We start from the raw sequence: 19017 nt of genomic DNA on the forward strand, positions 1-19017 counted from the left end.
GAGGACAAGAAGGAAAAGAGGAAATGCTTATATGAGCAGAAAAGACGTACCGCTTTGCTTTCATGAAGATGGAACATTCCGCATTATGCAGATTGCCGATATACAGGAAAGTCCTATGGTATGTGAGGATACATTGGAATTTTTGGACACTGCGCTGGACCGGGAAAATCCGGATCTCATTGTCCTGACCGGCGACCAGCTGAAAGGCTACAGTGTCTATTTTCATATGCCGGGCAGCGAAGGAAAAGCCGCTGCCACCCTGCATAAAGTGATGGAACCCATTATAAAGCACCACATTCCGTTTTTGGTTACATTCGGCAATCACGACACGGAAGCCGGCCTTTCCAAGCAGCAGCAAATGTACTATTATTTACAGTATCCGGAATGTATCAATCCAATAGAAAACCCGGAGGACTGCGGCACCAGCTGCGTAACCATCTCCGGACAAAATGGCAGGCCTGCCTTTGCCGTATACTTGATTGACAGCAACGCGAACCGTTTTGCCCCCGTGCTGCCAAAGCAGCTGGACTGGTACCGGGAAAAACGAGACCGCCTTGCCTTAAAAAACGGGGGAAACTGCCTTCCCTCTTTGGTGTTTCAGCATATTCCAGTACCGGAATTTTATGAATTTCTGCAGGAAGTACCAAAAGGCACGCCGCATGCCATTCAGGCATTCGGCAGCCGCCGCGGCCACCGCTATATTCTGGACCAGAGCAAAGTGTACAGCGGTGAACTGGGAGAACCGCCCTGTGTGCCGGAATTTAACTCTGGAGAACTGAACGCCCTGACAGAAAAGGGAGATGTTTTGGGACTGTTCGTGGGACATGACCACCGCAATTCCTTCTGGGGTGCTCTGCACGGCATAGATGCCGGCTATACCCCCTGCTGTGGCTTTAACACATACGGTCCGGGGGCCAACCATGCCGTGCGTATGTTTACACTGCACGAAGCAAACCCACGCCATTATGAAACAAAGCTGGTATCCTACCTTGACCTATTCGGCCATGGTCCTTCCCACCCGGCGCGGGACCTATTTCTGGACAAGACACCGGCTACCCCCGAGCAAATGCTTTCTATCCTCATTAAAACAGCGGCTGTTACCGGTGTCGCCGCCTGTATTCTCCGCCGAAAGCATCGCAACTAAATAAACACATAACAAAGAAAGAGCAGACTGCTGCTGCGCATTGTGGCAGCAGTCTGCCCTTTTTATTGCTGTTATTTTCCTTGTTCGTCCGGTCCGGTTTTGTTGGTATCATTAGCTTCTTGCTCCGCTTTACCCTCCGCTTTTCGCTTTCGGCAAACAGCGCGCACCACCAAGACGACTGCCGTGGCGGCGCAGGCAATGAGCAATGTCACCAAAACACCCGTCTGAAAGCCGCTGAAGCCGTCAGAGTGCCGGGCCTGCAGCCCGCCTGTCTGCTGGGCACCGGGCTTCTGCGAAATGCCGGAAGGCGCATATGCCTCCGTATCAGACGCCGCAGAAGAGGATGAACGTTTTGTTTTCTTGGAAACTTTGGACGAAGAGGCGGACGTCTTCTTTTTATGCGTTGTTTGTTTGGAAGCAGAAGAAGTCCGCTTTTCCTTTTTGGAAGATACAGCTGATGGTGCCCGCTCCGTTTTTCTTTTCTTTGTCTGTGCTCCCACCGTTCCGGCCGAAGAAGCATCATGTGACCGGTGCACCAAAATGGTGTAAACGGTTTTAGTATGGCTGCCCGCCGTTTGCGCAGTCACCTGTATAACAGTGTCGGAACCGGCCGCTTTCAGGGAATGCCGGTCAGCGCTGACCGCTGTGCCGGCCGACTGCTGGGTACGCAGCCACAGGTCCGTACAGCTCTGCGGCACCGTTACCTGATAAAAGGTGATGTCCGGTTGAAAAGTCGGCCGCAGCTGCCCTAATGTATGGTCTTCCAGCTCCAGCGCTGACAAATGCGGCTGCTGTATAACGGAAGCAGAAGAAGGCAGACTGGAACTGGCAGACGATATGTTTGATGACACGGCGGACGACGCCGAACTTTCCGCACTTGTCACAGAAACAGATGTTTCCGTCTGTGCGCATGGCGGCAGGGACTTGCCCGCAAAGTCACAGATTTCGTCCGTGGACAGCCGAAATGAATAGCGGCCGGCAGATGTACCCTGCCGCACCCGAAATGTATAGGTGATTACATTTCCGGCAAGCTGGGGCGCTGCACTCTGCTGTGTATTGCAGGTATAGACCGTTACCAGAGGATTGGACTGCCATACATAAATATCTGCTCCGTAGGTCTGCGGTGCACCTTCCTTGGAACAGTACTCAAACGCATCAGAATCATACTGCAGAAGTGCCCGAAAAGCACCCGGTGCCGTGCGTCCGGGAGAAGCAGATAACTGTACCTGCACTTTATCGCCTGAACGGCACCATGCAGAACTGGTCTGTAGCTGGAAAGACGGGCCGTCCCCACTGCGCAGATTGGCATAAACCGAAATACAGCATACCACTGCTGCGGCTGTCGCAGCCAATAGAACCCATTTCCATCGTCCATGCTTTTTCCGTTTCATAGAGCATTGCTCCCCCAAAAGGACGCAGACACATCCTGTTGTCTGCGGCCTTTTATTTTATCATTTTCATGTGGCAGCGGGAATACGCGCAGTTTCACGCTGCAGACGATCACGCAAAGCTACTAAACGAAAACGATTATAGCGCTGAATGACCGCACACGGACCGTTCCCCATAAAAATCAAAATTGAAAAAGTAATTCCCACTATCGATTGATTCATCAGCAAAACGACAAACACACACCCAAGGTTCCATGTATGTGTCCACTCACCCCGGCAGGTCTCCACAATAAAGGTGCCTAAATATTCCGGAGAAAGATTGGTCAGGTGCCGTTTGGAAAAGCCACCCTGGCTGATAAACTGTGGAACACGGTCCTTCCAGTCGTTAATATGCAGGTGGTCCCGATACCAGCGGCCTCCCTTTTCCCACTTCCATGGTTGGAACTGTGCGGAGGTCGGCTGAAAATAGGAATTTGGCAAATGTGTAGACATTAACAAAGTAGTCCCGTGCCAAACTGCTATTACCAGCACATTGGTCACCAGCATAGTTAAATAATTCATTGACTGAAGCATCTGTTTCTCCCTCCTTCCGCTATAATCCACTATTAAAAGACATGGTCCTCTTAATAAATAATATTATAATACGCCTTTTTCTCCTTGTAAATGGGAACCCCTAAATTTTCAGGTATCGAAAATCTGCCATATCGTTCAGAAAAAGGTTTCTATACCCTTTTATATTATGAAGAAGAAGCGAAAGTGGCAGGCTGTTTTGAAAAAATTTTTAAAGATTCGCCTAAAACAGCGAATTTGCACATCCGTTTTTCAGGAATAGCAGAGAAGTGTTTTTCTCACTTCTTCGGCAGCGGCGGCAGGCAGCTCTGCAAAACCGTGGCATACCACATATTAGCAGGCTGTCCTGCCTGTGGCAGCAGCCAAACAGAGGAGGATTTTTATGAAAAATGGCATTGATGTCAGTTCTCACAATGGCACCGTTGACTGGGCAAAGGCAAAGGCTGCTGGCATTCAGTTTGCCATGCTGCGTGCGGGCTACGGCAGTGACCGCACAGACCAGGACGACACCCAATTTGCACGCAATGTCGTCGAATGTGACCGGCTGGGTATCCCGTGGGGTGCATACCTGTACAGCTATGCACTGACGTTCAGCAGTGCGGAAAGCGAGCTGGCACACCTATTGCGGTTGCTGCATGACAAGAAACCGCTGTACCCCGTTATTCTCGATATGGAAGACGCAGACGGTTACCGGAAACGGCACGGCATGCCCAGCCGCCGCATGCTGACGGATATTACAAAAAACGTATGCAGCGGCCTCCGGCAGAAGAACTATCTGCCGGGTTATTATGTCAATGAGGACTGGTACGAAACAAGGATTTACCCAAATGAATTGGAAAATTACGTTTTCTGGTATGCACGACCAGGTGTCAATAAGCCGGACAAGCCCTGCGGCATTTGGCAAAACAATTTTCCGGAAACCGGCGGCAGCTGCCCCGGCGCCAACATCGGCACATGCGGCTGCGATACGGACGTGGCCTACATAGATTATCCGCAGCTAGTACGTCGTAAGGGTCTAAATGGCTGGACAAAAAGCGCTGATACCGCGGCTGCTCTGACCCAGACCACCGGCAACTCTTTGGTGCGGCAAGCGCAGGCATGGTACAATGCCCGCGGTGCTGGCCTAACGGTGGACGGCGTTTACGGTCCGGCAACCCGTAGAGCACTGATTATGAGTGTTCAGCGCGGCTGTAATCAAGCCTATGGCGCGGGACTTACCGTGGATGGCATTTGGGGACCAAAAACAGCGGCAGCTGTCCATACCCTGCGGCACGGCAGCAACAACGAAAGCGTCTTGTCCCTGCAGGCCGCCCTACTGGCACACGGACGGAACTGCCAAGATATTGACGGCATTTTTGGAGAACACACAGAGTTCGCCATCCGCAGCTTTCAGCGCAGCGCGGGCCTATCTGCTGATGGGCTAGCTGGCAAAAACACCTTCGCAGCACTGTGCAGGTGATAGGAAATGCTTCCAACGGATGTAATTGTCGCACTGATTGCCTTTGCTGGAACCGCTGTGGGCAGCTGTGCAGGCATTCAAAAAGCAAATCAAATGGTAAATTTCCGCTTAAAAAAACTGGAAAACGAAGTGGAACAGCATAATCTTTTGGTCGAGCGGGTTGCAAAAGTGGAAGATTCCACAAAATCTGCCCATCACCGTATTGATGAAGTCCATGAAGAACTGGAGATGATAAAAAATGAAACTTAACTGGAAAGTCCGTATCCGCAACAAAGCGTTTTGGATTACTATCATTCCCGCTCTGCTGCTTTTGGTGCAGACAGCATCCGCTCTGTTTGGCGTACATCTGGATTTGGGAACACTGGACACACAGCTGCTGGCAGTTATTGACGCTTTGTTTGCAGTGCTGGCCGTTTTGGGTGTCGTCAATGACCCGACAACCGGCGGCTTGTGCGACAGCTGCTCCAAAACCGAAACAGACGAAGCACATCTTTCCAAATGAGCCAGAATGCCCTGCGGCGGTTCTTTATAGACTGCTGCGGGGCATTTTTTAACTATTTTTAGAAATTTCCCTGCAATAATAAAATTAAAATAAAATAAAAATTTACAAGGTAGTCAAAATGCAAAAATCCTCGAAACGCAGTAATGGCGCGGGTCCCTGACTGGGCCCGCGCCATACTGTAAGAGAGAGAAGAAAATTCTCGAACTCGCGAAGTTGTATGCTGCTGGGCAAGACGAAAATTAATTGCTGATATCAAGTTCTTACGTGATTCAATGTCTAGCTTGGAAATCAGATTTTTTAGTTCGGCATCAATGTTTTCATTCATTTTTATCTCCAATCTCCGCACGCCGTTCACGAAATTCCTATATATATGATAGAACGCTTGTTCTTGAAAATCAAGAGCTTGTCGAAAAAATGTTCTTTTATTTTGAGCAGTGTCCCAATATTGGGACTTTGCTCAAAAAATAGTTGACTTTGTCGAAAAGTAGTATTGACAGAATACCGCTGGAAGATTATAGTTAAAATATCTACAATGTATCAGGAGGAAAAAATTATGAAAAAAATGGTGTTCTTGCAATACTTGCAGCGGTAGCTTTGCTTATTCCTGTTGCTGGTTGCTCAGAATCAACAACTACCAGCGCTTCCGCCAAATCCACAGCAGCGTCCAGCTCCGCGGCAAGTAAAGCAGTAAGTAAGACAGCAAATTCAAGTAAAACCGGCCCAGTAAGCGGTACTGTTGGAAGTTATGATGTTTCAATTGAATCTGTTAAAATTGGAAAAGACTATGACGGTAAAAAAGTTGCATCTGTAAAGATGAAGTGGACTAACAACAGTAAAAAAGCTGATTCTGCCATAAGTTCACTGATGATAACTGTCTATCAGGATGGAGTTCAGCTTGAAAATGCTACTTTGGATGGTGATCCATTAGCAGACAATGAAAGCAAAAGTATTCAGCCAGGGAAATCACTGGAATTTAGCGGTGCTTTTGCCTTGACGGGCAAAGAAAATAAAATTCAAGTTGATGTATCTGATATTGCTTCATTAGGAAATAACAAAATTTCAACTACATTGAATTTAAAATAATCAAATTTTGGAGGAAAACAAAAAGTGAAAACGTCAAAACTTGTAATTGGCATTGTATCTATTGTTTTATCATTAGTAATGCTGTTTCAGTCATGCGCTGCTAATGTTGGTTCTGCGTTGAATGGAGGAACCGACACAAGTGGCAGTGTTGGAACGCTTGTGGCGATTCTAATGATCGTCGCTGGTATCGTTGGTATTGCGGCTCGCAGCTCTAAAGGCGGTGCAATTGCAGCAACTATCATTTATGCAATCGCTGGTTTGTCCGCAATCGGGGCGTCCACTGGAATGTACAAGGACTTGCTTGTTTGGGGAATACTTAGCCTGATTTTCGCTGTTGTATTTTTGATTTCTATTTTCAAACAGGACTACAGCAAACCTAGCACACCATCCAATCCAACTACTCCACCTACTCCGCAAACATGATAATTCCAAATTTTCCCGACCTTAACTGGCCGGGAATTTTTTAAATTAATTTAGTTATACATATTGACATTATACGTATAATAGCATATAATAGTAGTAGCAAAAGGGGAATTGGAAATGACATTCAAAGAAATCGAAAAAATTATTCTTAATGATGGGTGGACCTACAAAAGTACTTCCGGTTCTCATAATCAATACATTCACCCATCAAAGCCCGGAAAAGTTACCATCCCAAAGCATAAGGGCGACATTCCAAAGGGAACACTAAATTCAATATTAAAACAAGCGGGGCTGAAATAAGCCTTACTTGTCATGTGCTAAGGAGGTATTTTATATGTTATCAAACTATCCAGCATGTTTTTATCCTGAAGAAAACGGACAATATTCTGTTATATTTCCAGACCTTAACCACCTTTCAACTTGTGGCGACACACTTAATGAAGCTTTTGATAATGCTGTTGATTGCCTTGCTGGATATCTATATTCCTGCAAAAAAGATAAAGAAGAGATTCCACAACCTACTGAACTCAAAAAAGTTGATGTACGATCTGAATATTCTGACTGTCCGGACGGCGCGTTTGTAAATATGGTAATGGTGGACGTGGACAGCTATGCGCGCGCTCACTTTGAAAAGTCTGTTAAAAAGACTTTATCCATCCCGTCGTGGCTCAATGAAGCCGCTATGCAAGCAGGTATTAATTTTTCCCAAACCCTTCAAAGTGCTTTAAAAGCACAATTAAAAATTGCAAAATAATTTTTTGCCCTGTGCTTTGGCAGGGCAATCTTTTTAGGAGGACAGCATGGCGAAATTAACAAAGCGCGCAGACGGACGGTATCAGCGTAAAATCACTTTATCAGATGGCACGAAAAAAATCGTGTACGGTAAATCAATTGCGGCGTTAAAGGCCGCTGAGGATGCACTGCGCGACGCTGACCGCCAAGGGCTGACTGTCAGTGACCATACACTGGTCGGCGAATGGGCTAAGCAGTGGCTCAAAATCTATAAGTCTGGTCTCAGGCAGGGAACCTATGAAATGTACCGGCGTGTGTATAACAATAACATTATGGATTTTATTGGCGGAATGGAAGTCAAAAGTGTCAAACAAATTCACATTAAAAAAATTCTATCCGCCGTGGCTGATAAGTCAGAATCTTGGCAGAGCAAGGTACTTCTGACACTGCGACAAATGTTCCAGACTGCCCGCCAAAACCATTTGATTATTGACGACCCAACGGACGGTATTAAAATAACCAAACACAGTGCACATAAAAACGAAGCTGAAAAAGCACTAACGCAGGAACAGCAAGACGAATTATTTACCGCTTTTGATATTGGGACACAAGTGTACACATTTTGTGCCCTCGGAAATTACGCGGGCCTGCGGCGTGAAGAAATTTATGGACTACAATGGGGCGATATTATGGACGGCCAGCTAACGGTCAACAGATCTGTCACCTTTTTAAAAGATGGAAGTCCAGACCCTGACCAATCTTTGAAGAGTAAGGCATCTCACCGTGTCGTTCCAATCGTTGATGATTTGCAAGATGCGCTGGATGCAGCACCGCGAACCGGTTTATACATCCTCACAGCGCCCAATGGCGGCTCATACACCCGAAAAGAGGATAATCATCTATGTTATGTGCTTCGCTGCCTTCCACATCGTACTACACCGCACATGCTTAGGCACACATATGCGACAAGTCTGTATCATGCAGGTGTTGACGTGCGTACAGCGCAGTATTTGCTTGGCCACGAATCTATCAGCGTAACAGCAGACATCTATACTCACATCGGCGCCGCTGACTCAATCGGCACCGCCGATGCACTAAATGACTACTTCAAAAAATCAAAAGGTAGTCAAAAGGTAGTCAATCCTCAAAAATAGGTGATATTAAAAAGCTTAAAAAGTCCATAAAATGCAGGAAAGGCGCGGGTTCCGAAGAACTCGCGCCTTTCCTGTTAAGAGAGAGGAGAAATCTTTTATGAAAACAAACTGAAAGTTCCCCGGACACCCCGCAGCCGGCATACTGCGGGTCGGCTTTGTGCCCTTCGAACAAGATTCAGTATACCGGCAGGTTGTGACTGATACTTGAATGAGTTGTGAATGGTTTGTAACACTTTTTTGCATAAATTAAAAACAGCCTGTCAGCTTGCATCCCACGATAAAGTCTTTTATACTAAATGAGTTGATTTTTAGACTGGAGGCAAAGAAAATGGAGAAAAAAGCAGTGGCTGCCGTAGCAGCCATTCGGGAAAAAACGGACCTGATTCCAAAGGTCGGCATTGTGCTCGGTTCCGGACTGGGCGGCCTCGCCGACCAGATAGAGCAGCCATGCGTCCTGCCATACCGGGACCTGCCGGGATTTGTGCCTTCCACCGCGCCGGGCCATGCTGGTCAGCTTTTGCTGGGGCATATTGGTACCGTCCCCGTTGTATGTATGCAGGGCCGCCTGCACTACTACGAGGGTTACCGCATGGAAGACATCATCTTTCCAGTACGTGTGATGAAAGCGCTGGGGGTACAGGTGCTGATTCTGACCAACGCCGCTGGCGGGGTGAATCTGTCGTACCGTCCCGGTGACCTCATGCTCTTGACGGACCACATCAACCTTCTGGGGACGAACCCGCTGATTGGACCGAATGACGAGGAAACCGGCCCACGCTTTCCGGATCTGAGCCATGTGTACACGCCGGCCCTGCGAAAGCTGGCATTGCAGGCCGCCGATGAATGCGGCATTTCCCTTCAACAGGGTGTTTATTTGGCGGCAACAGGCCCAAGCTACGAAACGCCCGCTGAAATTCGTATGTTCCGTACGCTGGGTGCAGATGCCGTTGGAATGTCCACAGTACCGGAAGCGATTGCCGCCGCCCACTGCGGGCTGCAGGTACTCGGTTTCTCCCTGATTACCAACATGGGCGCCGGCATACTGGACCAGCCGCTGAGCAGTGAGGAGGTTATCCGCACCGCCGACGCACGCGGTCATGACCTACAGCGTCTTATCAGTGCCATTCTGCCAAAACTCTGACTGCATTAAAAAAGGGCACCGTCGTTCAGCTTTCCTGAACAGCGGTGCCCTTTGAATATCTGTAAAGATTACTTTTTGACGTGCTGAATGAAGTTCCACGAATCGCGGCACATATCATCCAGCGTATACTTTGCTTCCCAGTCAAGCTCCCGCTTTGCCTTGGAAGCGTCCGCGTAGCAGGTAGCAATATCGCCGGCACGGCGCGGTGCAATCTGATAGTTTACTTTTTTGCCGGAAGCTCTTTCAAAGGCATGGACAACTTCCAGCACGCTGCTGCCATGGCCGGTGCCAAGATTGTAAATTTCACAGCCAGAAACAGAGTCCAGCTTCTTCAGCGCACAGATATGGCCGCGGGCCAAATCGCACACATGAATATAATCACGCACGCCGGTCCCATCCGGTGTGTCATAGTCGTCACCATACACAGACAGGCACGGAAGGACACCCGCCGCCACCTGTGCGATATACGGCATCAGATTGTTTGGAATTCCGTTTGGATTTTCACCAATCAGACCGGAGGGATGCGCACCGATTGGGTTAAAATAGCGCAGCAGCGCTACTTTCATTTCTTTGTCTGCCACACAGATGTCCTGCAAAATCTGCTCGGTCATCACTTTTGTGGTCCCATAAGGATTGGTCGTGCCGCCAATCGGCATATCTTCCTTGAAAGGTACCGTGTTCTTACTGCCGTACACAGTAGCGGAGGAACTAAAAACCAGCTTCTTTACGCTGTACTTGTGCATCAGCTGCAGCAGGTTCAGCGTGCCTGTCAAGTTATTGGTGTAATACTCCAGCGGCTTCTGCACGCTCTCCCCCACTGCCTTTAAAGCGGCGAAATGGATAACGGCATCAATTTTATTTTCTGTAAATACTTTTTCAAAAGCATCTTTATCCAGCATATCGCACTGATAAAACGGAAACTGCTTCCCGGTAATCGTACTGATTGCTTTGACCGCATCCATGCTGGAATTTGCGAAGTTATCCATCACAACAATCGAAAAGCCGTTTTCCAGCAGCTCTACACAAGTATGACTGCCGATGAATCCAGCACCGCCGGTGACTAAAATTGTCTGCATGGTGGTTCCATCCTTTCTGCCGGAAAAACCGGCCGCACCGCAAGGGGTGCCCTTTTTTCTGTACATCATACACCGCAAAATGCAGCTGGTCAAGCATTCACCGGTCCTGCCGGGGGTGATTGGTCAGATATTTCCGATAGGCATTACGCAGCTCTTCACTGTTTTTTCCGGGCAGTAATCTTTCGGCCTCTGCGGGCGATTCTGCCGGTTGCCCGCTTTATCTTATTACTGTACCTGTTTACAGCATTTGTGTTCCGCCTGCCGGCCTCACACGCAGCACACGGCAGGAGCCTTCTCCCAGCCATGCATCCATCGCTGTCACAAAACTTTCAATATACTTCTGCGGCACAAATGCCTGTACTGTGCCGGCAAAGCCGCCGCCGTGCACCCGCCAAGCAAGGGCGTCCTTTTCCGGAAGGTGCGAAGCAAAGTGGTCAATCAGCCCCAGTGTGACGGACACTGCCTGCTTGTCCCAGCTGGAAGCGCTGTAGATGTTTTGCAGGTACATGAAAGAGGAATTACCGGATTCCCGAATCAGGCGCTTAAACTTCTCAAAATAGCCGCGCCGCAGAGCCGACGCTTCCGCTTGCGCGCGACGGTCGTCCGCGTAAAAATGCATAGCACGCAGTACCGGTCGGTCCCCCACTGCTTCCCGCACCTGCGGGATATTTTGGTAAAACAGCGGTTCCGGTACTTCGCGCAAAACGTCCTTGTCAAAATAAGCGGCCACCTGATGCATTTCCGCAGGAATAGCGGCATAGTCCGGTGTCAAGTCCGCGTGGCTTGCGTGTGTGTCAATAATGCACAGCACATAGCCATAGGAATTGAGGTCGAAGACAACCTGTTTGGCCTTTGGCTTTTTGATGTCGCCGAAGTCCATGCTGACAAAGCCGCCGATACTGCTGGCTGCCTGGTCCATCAAGCCGCTCGGCTTTCCAAAATAAACATTCTCCGCGTACTGTCCTGCCTGCGCAATCTGCATCATGCTCTCTTTGCCGTCACAGAACAGGGCATTGAGGATCGTGCCAATCAGGACCTCAAAAGCGGCACTGCTGGAAAGGCCGCTGCCGCTTTTGACCTGTGAAGTTGTATAAGCGTCGAATCCGTTGATGGGATAGCCCATCCGCACAAAGCGTGCCGCCACACCGCGAATCAGTGCACGGCTGGTGTCCTTTTCCTCTTCCCTTACCGCAAGGTCTGTTAAATCGATGACATCTTCCGGATATCCCTGCGACTTTACACGGATAAGGCTGCTGCTGCTGCGGGCCGCTACAGCAATCGTGTCTAAATTGACCGCGGCTGCCAGCACATGGCCGTGCTGGTGGTCCGTGTGGTTGCCGCCGATTTCTGTACGGCCCGGCGCACTGAAAATGGAAATATCCCGGTCCGTACCGTACAACGACGCAAAACAATCCATTGCGTCTGCGTACCGCTGTGCAATGGTCTCACAGTCCTCATCGCCGCAGCCATATACCTGCTTGATTTTCTCATGCAGTCCGCCCAGCATAAATTCTTTTTTCGCTTCCTGCAGTTCCATCATTTTACTCCTCCTGCCGTGAAATCTCTGCAGCCGTACCGAAATACTGCCGTATTTTTCACTGTCTCGTCTTTTTTATCTTAGTCTGCTTTTGGTACAGATGTAAGAATGGAATGTTCCATTTTTATGGACAAATGTTGTACAAATTTTCCCCATTTTCAGTTGTACTACATATCGGTTCGCCTGCTGTGCCGCCTTTTTCGGCCGCTCAAAAACAATTTTCGCCTCATCACGGCTGGAAATAGCCGTACAAATATTGTATAATAATAGAAATGATACAAAAACTACTGGCTGCCTTTCCGCAGTCGGTCCAAAGGACGCTGAAAATGCAGGAACAAACAACTATCCAAAAAAATGCGCTGGCGGTGCTGCCGCCGGCCGTTTTATGTACGCTGCTGTGGGGCAGTGCTTTTCCGTTCATTAAAATCGGCTACCAAGTGTGCCGTGTCGAGGGACCGTTTTCACAGATTTTGTTTGCGGGGTTCCGCTTTGCAATGGCAGGGCTGCTGGTGCTTCTATTCCAATCGGTTCGGCTGAAACAGCTGTGTGTCCCGCCGCATGGCAGCCGTATGGCCGTTTTTCGGTTGGGGCTGGTGATGACTGCCGGACAATATCTCCTGTTTTATTTGGGACTTGCCCATACCACTGGCGTACGCGGCTCCATCATTCAGGGAACCGGCACATTTATGACCGTTATTCTGGCGCACTTTTTTCTGCGCGGGGCTGACCGGCTGACCGCTGGGCGCATTCTTGGCTGCCTAGTCGGTTTTGCCGGCGTCGTGCTGGTAAACATCGGTGGAACCGGCGGTGCCTTTACTTTTCAGGGTGAAGGGCTGATGTTCCTCGCCGCGGCAATGTTTTCCGTCGGTACCCTGATGAGCAAACGTTTAACAGACCGTGTGGAACCTTTCTGCACAACAGGCTGGCAGCTGTTTTTCGGCGGCGTAGTGCTGGTTGCAGTTGGTCTGCTGGGCGGCGGACGCTTTACCCTTTTGGGCGCCACTGCATGGGGCGTCCTCCTGTATCTGGCGGCACTGTCCAGTGTGGCTTTCACCATATGGACCATGCTGCTGCAAAAATTCCCCGCCGGGCAGGTTGCCATCTATTCTTTTTTGACACCGGTATTCGGTGTACTGCTTTCCGCCCTGCTACTGCATGAATCCCTTGCGGGCGGCCGCACTGTCGCCGCACTGGCACTAGTCAGCGCAGGCATTCTGCTGGTAAATATAACAGTTCCAATCGGCCATAAAAAGCACCTGCACCCGTAAACCGTTTCTATTTTATCTTTTTCTGCATAAAAATACTGTCGAAAAAGCGCCGGAGAAAGGAGGCGTCTGCGGCATGAAGGAAAAACTGTCGCTGCCTTATACGGAACAACCCATATACGTACGGTTGATTCACCGCTACCTTGCCCACGACATCGGGCGCTGTGCCGCAGCGCTTGCCTATTATTTCCTATTTACGCTTTTCCCAACGATGATTTTGTTATCCCTGATTTTGACATGGCTGGACCTCTCCCCTCACTTTATGAGCATTTTAAAGGGCATTGTCCCAAAAAATGTGCTGGACGTTCTGTGGGGATATATGCGGCATGTGCTGTCGGTAAAAAATGATTCCAAACACGTTTCCCTGTTTATTACCAGTATTTTTCTGCTCTTTTATTTTATCATGCGCGCCATGAACTGTGTCCTGCGGTATGTAAGCACCGCCTATGGCTACCGCTCCACCAAATCACCGGTACGGCAGCAACTGAACCTGTTTGTTGCAACGCTATTCATGCTGTTTGGCATTCTGGTCTCTCTGGGCATTATCAACATCGGTCAAAATGTGCTGCGTGTACTGGCGCCGGCGCTGCACATCAGCGCAAACTCTATCAGTATCTGGAATTTGCTGCGTTTTTTCCTGTTGGCGGCTATTCTGTTTCCCATCTTGTTCAGCACCTATTACTTAGTGCCGGACCGCAAATATACCCCGCAGCAGGTGCTGCCAGGCACTCTAATTGCCATGTTTTCCTGGATGATTTTTTCCTTGATTTATGCTTTTTATGTGGAGAACATTGGGAACTATTCGCTGATATATGGCACGCTGGGTGCCGCCATTGTACTGCTGCTGTGGCTGTATTTCAGCGGCTTTGTCTTGATTTTGGGCGCAGAAATCAACGCGGTAATCATGGAAATGAATACAGAAATGAAAAACCGACACATAACCAAATTCTCCGAAAAACGGCGGTATATATGGGTGTGTGGCTGGGACCCGCAGCACAAAGATTCCAAAGAAAATAGCGGAAAAAATCCCGAAAACCGACAGTCCGGAAAATGAAAATCACCTCCCGCAGCGGGCAAGCTACTGCAGGAGGTGATTTTTTTGACAGAAAACAAACCTGATTTCTTCTACCATGACTGCCGCAGCGCTGTTTCGCCGCCGCGGATTCCCACTGACGGCAGTGATTTTCCGCCGCTGCCGACAAACACACCGGACATTCCGTACCAAACCGACAAGCCCACGGAGGACGGAGAGGACAGCAGCGCACAGCGTCGCTGCCGGCCACCCCGATTTTATCCGTGACGCCGCTGCCGCAGGAACAGCTGGACCTGGAAATGGCCGCATACTTTGACAGCCTGCCACCCAGAGTACAGGATTTTCTACTGCGTTCCGATGTGGAGATTTCCACCCCAGGTGAACTGCAAATGGTAGCCGAACATTTGGAAAACACCTTATAGTCAGGCAGCCATGGCCCGCAAATCCTGCCACGCTTCCTGCGCGGTATCCGCCGAAAATGCAAAGTTTCCGTACTGGTCATACACTTCCACATGTCCGCCCACATTTTTGATTTGGTAACTCATCACTGCCATCTCCTTTTTGATTTGTTAGTATCAGTATAGCAGTCTATTTGTACGTTTACCGGTACTCTTTCCGTTGTATTTATGGAAAATACCTGATATACTGAGAAAAAGGAGATAACCTGCCATGGCGAAAACAGAAAAGCAGAAGGAACGCATAATTGAGCTGTACCGCCTGCTACAGCGCGGTACAGATGAAAAGCACCAGCTGACCATGAAAGAAATTCTGCAGGATATGGACGAAAAAGGAATTCCGGCTGAACGCCGCAGTATTTACGATGACCTGCAAAAACTAAATGACTGCGGCATCGAGGTCGAAACTACACGCGGACCGAACGGTGGTTATCGGCTGCTGAACCGCCCGTTTTCCCTGGAAATCTCTGACTTGAAAGTTCTGGCAGATGCGGTCGCTTCTGCAAAATTTTTGACAGCAGGAAAATCCCGCCGGCTGATACAGAAAATTGAATCCATGGCCAGCCGTTATGAGGCAGAACAGCTGCAGCGGCAGGTTTATGTTGTGGGACGGGTACGCTCCGAAAATGAGCAGTCCTACTACAGTGTAGACTGCCTGCATCAGGCGATTGCAGAGGGAAAAAAGGTCAAATTTCAATATTTCCATTACAATGAGAAAAAACAGAAGCAATACAAATACGGCGGTGCTCCCTACACGGTTTCGCCCTATGCGCTCTGTTGGGACAATGAATTTTACTACCTGCTGGCGTGGTACGACCGTACTGATGAAATGCGAAATTTCCGAGTAGACCGCATGGAAAACGTTACCCTTTTGTCTGTTCCGGCAAAGCCTGCGCCAGACTCCTTCCATCCAACTGATTTTACCCGGCAGGCATTTAGTATGTATAATGGGCGGGAAGAAAATGTAACACTGGAGTTTCAAAATATACTGGCGGGAGCAGTGCTGGACCGGTTTGGCATGGAAACCTCGCTGCATCAGGCTGACACACCCGGCTGGTTCCGCATCATTCAAAATGTGCGTATCAGTCCGCCGTTTCTGGGATGGCTGTGTCAGTTTGCCGGGAAAGTACGCGTTATTTCTCCCGAAAGCGTCCAGGAAGACCTTCGCCAGCAGGCAGAGCGGACACTTTCCGCTCTGCCGCCCAAAAAGTAGAACCACTAAGAAGCGGCAGGAACGCCAAATGCTTTCCTGCCGCTTCTTTTATGCACAGCTGTGTTACACAACCTGCCATGGATTCTTTTCGCCTTTTGCATACGCAATGCAGCTTTTAATGGAATTTTCCACCATGTCACTGACTGCCTGGTCCGTATAAAACGCCGTATGCGGCGTGACAATCACATTCGGGAAAGATTTGAGCAGAGCAAGGTCGCGGTTTTTCAGCGGCTGGTCCTGCAGGTCATTGTAGTAAAGTCCCGCTTCGTTTTCAATGACGTCCAGTGCCGCACCGCCGATACTGCCCGCTTCCAGTGCGTCAATCAGTGCATCGGAATCAATGAGGGAACCGCGGCCGGTATTGACCAGAACCGCGTCTTTCTTCATTTTTGCCAGATTTTTTTGATTCATTATGTGGTAGTCGTTTTTGGTCGCCGGCATATGCAGCGTAATGACATCGCTTTCGTGCAGCAGTGTATCCAGCGGCACATACTGTGCGGCTTTCTTTACCTCGTCATTTTCGTACAGGTCAGTGGCAAGAATACGGCAGCCAAAGCCGACAAGACGCCGAATGACTGCCCGCCCGATATGTCCGGTACCGACAACACCGACAGTCAAGTTCGGCAGCTCCCGTCCCTGCACGCCATCTAGGGAGTAGTTCTGCACCAGCGCATGGCGCCAAATGGACTTCATCCGCCGTGTAGACATCAATATCAGCATAACCGCATAGTCCGCAACACTGTTTGGGGAATAAGAAACATTTCCTACATGCATACCCAGTTTTTTAGCATAAGAAACATCAATATGGTCATAGCCGATGGTACGGGTAGAAATATACGCAATACCCGCTGTATGCAGGACATCCAGCAACGGAGCCGTTACCTGTGTAGTAATAATGCTGATGGCTTGACAGCCACGTGCCATTGATACTGTCTTTTCGTTTAATGGTTCCTCCGTTCTCCGCAGGGAAACGCCATATTCTTTCTCGAACTTATCCATAGCCTGTATCTCATCCGGACGGCAGGAATACACCGCAATTTCCATTTTTGATAATCCCCTTTCTGCTGCAACACCCGCCGGACTTCCGTCGGGAATCCTGTTTCTTATTATTATAGACCTCACGCCGTATAAAAATCAATAAAGATACATAATGCTTGCCGCATACCCGCAATTATGCTATAATTTTTGTTATCACACTTTTTGTACAGACATGAGAAAAAGAGGCAGAGAACAGATGCAGGACACGACTGAAACGCAACCTTCCACCACGCTTTCCAATGAATTTTCACTGCTTTTCTGCGGCGAGCGGGCCTGCCCGCCCGGCCATGCGGCGGGCCCGGCCATACGGGAATACTACCTGATGTACTACTGCCTGTCCGGCCACGGCATTTTTCAAACCAAAAACTGCAGCTTCTCCCCCGGCCCGCAGGATGGATTTCTCATCTTTCCGCAGGAAGTGACTTTCCATGAAGCAGACCTGCAGGACCCATGGCACTACATTTGGGTTGCATTCCGCGGTTCCAACGCGGAGCAGTACTTAACGCGCTGTGGCCTTTCCCGACAGCAGCGTACCTTTCACTGCGGCAAAAGTGCGGCATTGCAGGACTGTGTCACTCAAATGATGCAGCATATGAAGCTTTCTGACTGTAACGAGTTCTTCCTGCAGAGTCTCCTGTACCGGTGGTTCGGCATTCTGGCTTCCGCAGTCGCTTCCCCCAACCACAGCAAAAAAGCATCCGAAAGCATTTACGTCAAAAAAGCCATTGAGTTTTTACAAAAAAACTATCAAAACGATATCACCATTGCCAAAGTGGCGGATTACGTCTGTCTAAACCGCAGCTATCTGACCTCGCTGTTCCGGCGGCAACTGCATACCTCTCCCCGTGAATATCTGGTGAATCTGCGCATTTCCCACGCTGCCGACCTGCTCCGCCACTCTGATTTGCCGGTCAGCCACATTGCCTGTTCCTGTGGCTACCCAGACCCATTGGCGTTTTCCCGTGCCTTCCACCGGCTGAAAGGCATTAGTCCAACCGAATACCGTACTGCCTGCCGTGCAGGAAAAGCAGCCGCACCGCAGCAGAAATAAACTTTCGCATAAAAAAGCAGCAGCCTAAAGATTTGAAACAATTCTTCGGCTGCTGCTTTTCTGTATTGTTTTTTACTCTTCAAAAACGGATGCCACATACGCTTCCACAGCGCTGTTCAGCATTTCTTCTGCGTCATTGAAATTTGTGCGCTTCCACACATCGCTGTCACCCAGCGCGGAAAGGTCCTCCACGGCCGACAGTTTCTTCCCACAGGCGGTTTCAAACGCAGGCAGGTTCTGGAACTGCGTGTTCTTCTGTAAAAAATCATCTGTTAAAAGGTCCGCCAACTTAAAATTATCTTCCATTTTCCCAAGCATACCGGAAAATTCCCGATACCGTTCAAGCACGCTCTTCTTCTTTGATTCCTTTGATTCCTGTGCCATACTGCTCCCTCCTTTGCAGTGGAATGATTACTAAAGTACACAGTATTATGTACAGACGATTATACTCTGCCCTCCGAAAAAAGGCAAGCGAAATTCGTCCATTCACGCTTTATTCTTCTTCTGTAAGAACTTCATCTGCCAGCGGCAGTGTACGCTTTACCAAATGATGCGGGTCCGGGCAGGTATCCCTCAGCAGGTCGGCGTCGTCCTCCAAATCGCCCCATACTGAATAGCGGCCGTCGTCATGCCAGACGATTTCCAGCTTCTGATAGGGCGTGTAGTCCTCCGCGCGAAACCGTGGACGGCTGCCAAAAAACAGCTCCGCCACGCGGAACTTATGTTCCCCACAAAAATAAAGCCGTCTCATTT

At 49.2% G+C, this 19017-nt stretch carries 25 protein-coding genes; 16 read left to right on the plus strand and 9 right to left on the minus strand.

The features are described 5' to 3' along the window. Positions 1–31 precede the first annotated feature (31 nt). Complete coding sequence (locus tag ACIHKT_RS06220; RefSeq protein WP_086035979.1) at positions 32–1144, plus strand: metallophosphoesterase family protein; 1113 nt, start codon at positions 32–34, stop codon at positions 1142–1144. 71 nt (positions 1145–1215) lie between these two features. Here ACIHKT_RS06220 and ACIHKT_RS06225 read toward each other — a convergent pair whose 3' ends face one another. Together ACIHKT_RS06225 and ACIHKT_RS06230 are read right to left on the minus strand one after the other, a co-directional pair. Then, positions 1216–2535: a hypothetical protein gene (locus tag ACIHKT_RS06225; RefSeq protein WP_086035980.1), complete on the minus strand. Its 1320-nt coding sequence runs from the start codon at positions 2533–2535 to the stop codon at positions 1216–1218. Between the two features lie 66 nt (positions 2536–2601). Further along, the gene (locus tag ACIHKT_RS06230; protein WP_086035981.1) at positions 2602–3105 is read right to left on the minus strand and encodes a hypothetical protein; all 504 of its coding nucleotides are present in this window, start codon (positions 3103–3105) and stop codon (positions 2602–2604) included. Positions 3106–3195: 90 nt separating this feature from the next. On the opposite strand from ACIHKT_RS06230, the gene ACIHKT_RS06235 reads away from it, so the two are divergent. From ACIHKT_RS06235 to ACIHKT_RS06250, 4 genes are read left to right on the plus strand one after another with little or no spacing between them, the layout of a single operon-like run. After that, positions 3196–3501, plus strand: a complete 306-nt coding sequence (locus tag ACIHKT_RS06235; RefSeq protein WP_157658950.1) for a hypothetical protein — start codon at positions 3196–3198, stop codon at positions 3499–3501. Further along, positions 3485–4561, plus strand: coding sequence for a peptidoglycan-binding protein (locus ACIHKT_RS06240; RefSeq protein ID WP_086035983.1), 1077 nt, complete (start codon positions 3485–3487; stop codon positions 4559–4561). The genes ACIHKT_RS06235 and ACIHKT_RS06240 overlap by 17 nt, the downstream gene beginning before the upstream one ends. A 6-nt stretch (positions 4562–4567) precedes the next feature. Continuing rightward, positions 4568–4810, plus strand: a complete 243-nt coding sequence (locus ACIHKT_RS06245) for a hypothetical protein (RefSeq protein ID WP_086035984.1) — start codon at positions 4568–4570, stop codon at positions 4808–4810. Then, positions 4800–5063 (plus strand): phage holin, encoded by a 264-nt coding sequence (locus tag ACIHKT_RS06250; protein ID WP_086035985.1) that lies wholly within the window; start codon positions 4800–4802, stop codon positions 5061–5063. Before ACIHKT_RS06245 ends, ACIHKT_RS06250 begins: the two co-directional genes overlap by 11 nt. A gap of 58 nt (positions 5064–5121) precedes the next feature. On the opposite strand, the gene ACIHKT_RS06255 is transcribed toward ACIHKT_RS06250, so the two are convergent. Then, the gene (locus ACIHKT_RS06255; RefSeq protein ID WP_086035986.1) at positions 5122–5388 is read right to left on the minus strand and encodes a hypothetical protein; all 267 of its coding nucleotides are present in this window, start codon (positions 5386–5388) and stop codon (positions 5122–5124) included. Positions 5389–5657: 269 nt separating this feature from the next. Here ACIHKT_RS06255 and ACIHKT_RS06260 point away from each other — a divergent pair, with 269 nt between their 5' ends. The 6 genes from ACIHKT_RS06260 (at position 5658) to ACIHKT_RS06285 (ending at position 9596) form a co-directional block, all read left to right on the plus strand. After that, positions 5658–6146 (plus strand): DUF5067 domain-containing protein, encoded by a 489-nt coding sequence (locus ACIHKT_RS06260; protein WP_157658951.1) that lies wholly within the window; start codon positions 5658–5660, stop codon positions 6144–6146. Between the two features lie 24 nt (positions 6147–6170). Beyond that, on the plus strand, positions 6171–6569 hold the full coding sequence (locus tag ACIHKT_RS06265; RefSeq protein ID WP_177345008.1) for a hypothetical protein: 399 nt from the start codon (positions 6171–6173) through the stop codon (positions 6567–6569). 117 nt (positions 6570–6686) lie between these two features. Further along, entirely contained in the window at positions 6687–6869 is a 183-nt protein-coding gene (locus ACIHKT_RS06270) for a type II toxin-antitoxin system HicA family toxin (protein WP_086035988.1), read from the plus strand. A gap of 34 nt (positions 6870–6903) precedes the next feature. Then, positions 6904–7323: a type II toxin-antitoxin system HicB family antitoxin gene (locus ACIHKT_RS06275; protein ID WP_086035989.1), complete on the plus strand. Its 420-nt coding sequence runs from the start codon at positions 6904–6906 to the stop codon at positions 7321–7323. A 46-nt stretch (positions 7324–7369) separates the two neighbouring features. Continuing rightward, positions 7370–8455: a site-specific integrase gene (locus ACIHKT_RS06280; RefSeq protein WP_086035990.1), complete on the plus strand. Its 1086-nt coding sequence runs from the start codon at positions 7370–7372 to the stop codon at positions 8453–8455. 328 nt (positions 8456–8783) lie between these two features. Further along, positions 8784–9596, plus strand: a complete 813-nt coding sequence (locus tag ACIHKT_RS06285; protein ID WP_086035991.1) for a purine-nucleoside phosphorylase — start codon at positions 8784–8786, stop codon at positions 9594–9596. A 68-nt stretch (positions 9597–9664) separates the two neighbouring features. Here ACIHKT_RS06285 and galE read toward each other — a convergent pair whose 3' ends face one another. After that, positions 9665–10672, minus strand: coding sequence for a UDP-glucose 4-epimerase GalE (galE, locus tag ACIHKT_RS06290; RefSeq protein WP_086035992.1), 1008 nt, complete (start codon positions 10670–10672; stop codon positions 9665–9667). Between the two features lie 238 nt (positions 10673–10910). After that, complete coding sequence (locus ACIHKT_RS06295; RefSeq protein WP_236849732.1) at positions 10911–12212, minus strand: galactokinase family protein; 1302 nt, start codon at positions 12210–12212, stop codon at positions 10911–10913. Positions 12213–12535: 323 nt separating this feature from the next. Here ACIHKT_RS06295 and ACIHKT_RS06300 point away from each other — a divergent pair, with 323 nt between their 5' ends. The 3 genes from ACIHKT_RS06300 (at position 12536) to ACIHKT_RS06310 (ending at position 14774) form a co-directional block, all read left to right on the plus strand. Continuing rightward, positions 12536–13477 carry a DMT family transporter gene (locus tag ACIHKT_RS06300; RefSeq protein ID WP_174192968.1) on the plus strand — a complete coding sequence of 314 codons (942 nt, stop codon included), beginning with the start codon at positions 12536–12538 and terminating at the stop codon, positions 13475–13477. Between the two features lie 73 nt (positions 13478–13550). Beyond that, a complete protein-coding gene (locus ACIHKT_RS06305; RefSeq protein ID WP_086035995.1) occupies positions 13551–14528 on the plus strand; it encodes a YihY/virulence factor BrkB family protein in 978 nt (325 codons plus the stop codon). Between the two features lie 45 nt (positions 14529–14573). After that, entirely contained in the window at positions 14574–14774 is a 201-nt protein-coding gene (locus ACIHKT_RS06310) for a hypothetical protein (RefSeq protein WP_086035996.1), read from the plus strand. 155 nt (positions 14775–14929) lie between these two features. On the opposite strand, the gene ACIHKT_RS06315 is transcribed toward ACIHKT_RS06310, so the two are convergent. After that, positions 14930–15052, minus strand: coding sequence for a hypothetical protein (locus ACIHKT_RS06315; RefSeq protein WP_274379845.1), 123 nt, complete (start codon positions 15050–15052; stop codon positions 14930–14932). A gap of 124 nt (positions 15053–15176) precedes the next feature. On the opposite strand from ACIHKT_RS06315, the gene ACIHKT_RS06320 reads away from it, so the two are divergent. Further along, positions 15177–16175: a YafY family protein gene (locus ACIHKT_RS06320; RefSeq protein WP_086035997.1), complete on the plus strand. Its 999-nt coding sequence runs from the start codon at positions 15177–15179 to the stop codon at positions 16173–16175. Between the two features lie 63 nt (positions 16176–16238). On the opposite strand, the gene ACIHKT_RS06325 is transcribed toward ACIHKT_RS06320, so the two are convergent. Beyond that, the gene (locus tag ACIHKT_RS06325) at positions 16239–17219 is read right to left on the minus strand and encodes a D-isomer specific 2-hydroxyacid dehydrogenase family protein (protein ID WP_086035998.1); all 981 of its coding nucleotides are present in this window, start codon (positions 17217–17219) and stop codon (positions 16239–16241) included. Positions 17220–17409: 190 nt separating this feature from the next. Here ACIHKT_RS06325 and ACIHKT_RS06330 point away from each other — a divergent pair, with 190 nt between their 5' ends. Next, positions 17410–18264 carry an AraC family transcriptional regulator gene (locus ACIHKT_RS06330; protein ID WP_174192966.1) on the plus strand — a complete coding sequence of 285 codons (855 nt, stop codon included), beginning with the start codon at positions 17410–17412 and terminating at the stop codon, positions 18262–18264. A gap of 72 nt (positions 18265–18336) precedes the next feature. Here ACIHKT_RS06330 and ACIHKT_RS06335 read toward each other — a convergent pair whose 3' ends face one another. Both ACIHKT_RS06335 and ACIHKT_RS06340 read right to left on the minus strand, forming a co-directional pair. Next, the gene (locus ACIHKT_RS06335) at positions 18337–18648 is read right to left on the minus strand and encodes a hypothetical protein (protein ID WP_086036000.1); all 312 of its coding nucleotides are present in this window, start codon (positions 18646–18648) and stop codon (positions 18337–18339) included. Between the two features lie 109 nt (positions 18649–18757). After that, entirely contained in the window at positions 18758–19015 is a 258-nt protein-coding gene (locus ACIHKT_RS06340) for a hypothetical protein (RefSeq protein WP_086036001.1), read from the minus strand. Positions 19016–19017 lie beyond the last annotated feature (2 nt).

Source organism: Caproicibacterium sp. XB2 (genome assembly GCF_044880635.1).
Lineage (GTDB): Bacteria > Bacillota > Clostridia > Oscillospirales > Acutalibacteraceae > Caproicibacterium > Caproicibacterium lactatifermentans.

What these genes read in the sequence shown, in the direction of transcription:
- ACIHKT_RS06225 (WP_086035980.1), bottom strand. Translation starts at nt 2,535, where the DNA reads ATGAAACGGAAAAAGCATGGACGATGGAAATGGGTTCTATTGGCTGCG.
- ACIHKT_RS06220 (WP_086035979.1), top strand. Translation starts at nt 32, where the DNA reads ATGAGCAGAAAAGACGTACCGCTTTGCTTTCATGAAGATGGAACATTC.
- ACIHKT_RS06325 (WP_086035998.1), bottom strand. Translation starts at nt 17,219, where the DNA reads ATGGAAATTGCGGTGTATTCCTGCCGTCCGGATGAGATACAGGCTATG.
- ACIHKT_RS06280 (WP_086035990.1), top strand. Translation starts at nt 7,370, where the DNA reads ATGGCGAAATTAACAAAGCGCGCAGACGGACGGTATCAGCGTAAAATC.
- ACIHKT_RS06275 (WP_086035989.1), top strand. Translation starts at nt 6,904, where the DNA reads ATGTTATCAAACTATCCAGCATGTTTTTATCCTGAAGAAAACGGACAA.
- ACIHKT_RS06255 (WP_086035986.1), bottom strand. Translation starts at nt 5,388, where the DNA reads ATGAATGAAAACATTGATGCCGAACTAAAAAATCTGATTTCCAAGCTA.
- ACIHKT_RS06270 (WP_086035988.1), top strand. Translation starts at nt 6,687, where the DNA reads ATGACATTCAAAGAAATCGAAAAAATTATTCTTAATGATGGGTGGACC.
- ACIHKT_RS06295 (WP_236849732.1), bottom strand. Translation starts at nt 12,212, where the DNA reads ATGATGGAACTGCAGGAAGCGAAAAAAGAATTTATGCTGGGCGGACTG.
- ACIHKT_RS06245 (WP_086035984.1), top strand. Translation starts at nt 4,568, where the DNA reads ATGCTTCCAACGGATGTAATTGTCGCACTGATTGCCTTTGCTGGAACC.
- ACIHKT_RS06305 (WP_086035995.1), top strand. Translation starts at nt 13,551, where the DNA reads ATGAAGGAAAAACTGTCGCTGCCTTATACGGAACAACCCATATACGTA.
- ACIHKT_RS06250 (WP_086035985.1), top strand. Translation starts at nt 4,800, where the DNA reads ATGAAACTTAACTGGAAAGTCCGTATCCGCAACAAAGCGTTTTGGATT.
- ACIHKT_RS06240 (WP_086035983.1), top strand. Translation starts at nt 3,485, where the DNA reads ATGAAAAATGGCATTGATGTCAGTTCTCACAATGGCACCGTTGACTGG.
- ACIHKT_RS06285 (WP_086035991.1), top strand. Translation starts at nt 8,784, where the DNA reads ATGGAGAAAAAAGCAGTGGCTGCCGTAGCAGCCATTCGGGAAAAAACG.
- ACIHKT_RS06300 (WP_174192968.1), top strand. Translation starts at nt 12,536, where the DNA reads ATGCAGGAACAAACAACTATCCAAAAAAATGCGCTGGCGGTGCTGCCG.
- ACIHKT_RS06315 (WP_274379845.1), bottom strand. Translation starts at nt 15,052, where the DNA reads ATGAGTTACCAAATCAAAAATGTGGGCGGACATGTGGAAGTGTATGAC.
- ACIHKT_RS06320 (WP_086035997.1), top strand. Translation starts at nt 15,177, where the DNA reads ATGGCGAAAACAGAAAAGCAGAAGGAACGCATAATTGAGCTGTACCGC.
- ACIHKT_RS06235 (WP_157658950.1), top strand. Translation starts at nt 3,196, where the DNA reads ATGGGAACCCCTAAATTTTCAGGTATCGAAAATCTGCCATATCGTTCA.
- galE (WP_086035992.1), bottom strand. Translation starts at nt 10,672, where the DNA reads ATGCAGACAATTTTAGTCACCGGCGGTGCTGGATTCATCGGCAGTCAT.
- ACIHKT_RS06230 (WP_086035981.1), bottom strand. Translation starts at nt 3,105, where the DNA reads ATGCTTCAGTCAATGAATTATTTAACTATGCTGGTGACCAATGTGCTG.
- ACIHKT_RS06335 (WP_086036000.1), bottom strand. Translation starts at nt 18,648, where the DNA reads ATGGCACAGGAATCAAAGGAATCAAAGAAGAAGAGCGTGCTTGAACGG.
- ACIHKT_RS06330 (WP_174192966.1), top strand. Translation starts at nt 17,410, where the DNA reads ATGCAGGACACGACTGAAACGCAACCTTCCACCACGCTTTCCAATGAA.
- ACIHKT_RS06340 (WP_086036001.1), bottom strand. Translation starts at nt 19,015, where the DNA reads ATGAGACGGCTTTATTTTTGTGGGGAACATAAGTTCCGCGTGGCGGAG.